A 239-nucleotide genomic window follows, 5' to 3' on the forward strand; every position below is an offset into this window, starting at 1 on the left:
GGTGCACGCAGCAGGGCTTTGGGCACCGGCATACCGGGCAGTTTGGCCATGCCCATCGGCGTGGTGTTCACCAGGCCGTCGGCGCTCGCCATGGCGGCTGCCAGGTCGGCGCCAGCGCTCGCGCGGTTGCCTGGGAAATGCGCGTTGAGGTTCGCCGCCAGGTCGCTGGCGCGGCCGGCGTCCACGTCAAAAATAGTTAACTGTTCAACACCTTCAATCAACAAAGCATGGGCCACCGC

General features: G+C 65.7%; 1 pseudogene. It reads right to left on the reverse strand.

What is annotated here, in order from left to right:
* Positions 1-239 (reverse strand): annotated as a pseudogene (locus AC0IW9_RS31840) (shikimate dehydrogenase); the annotation flags it as partial.

The organism is Belnapia sp. AC561 (genome assembly GCF_979252845.1).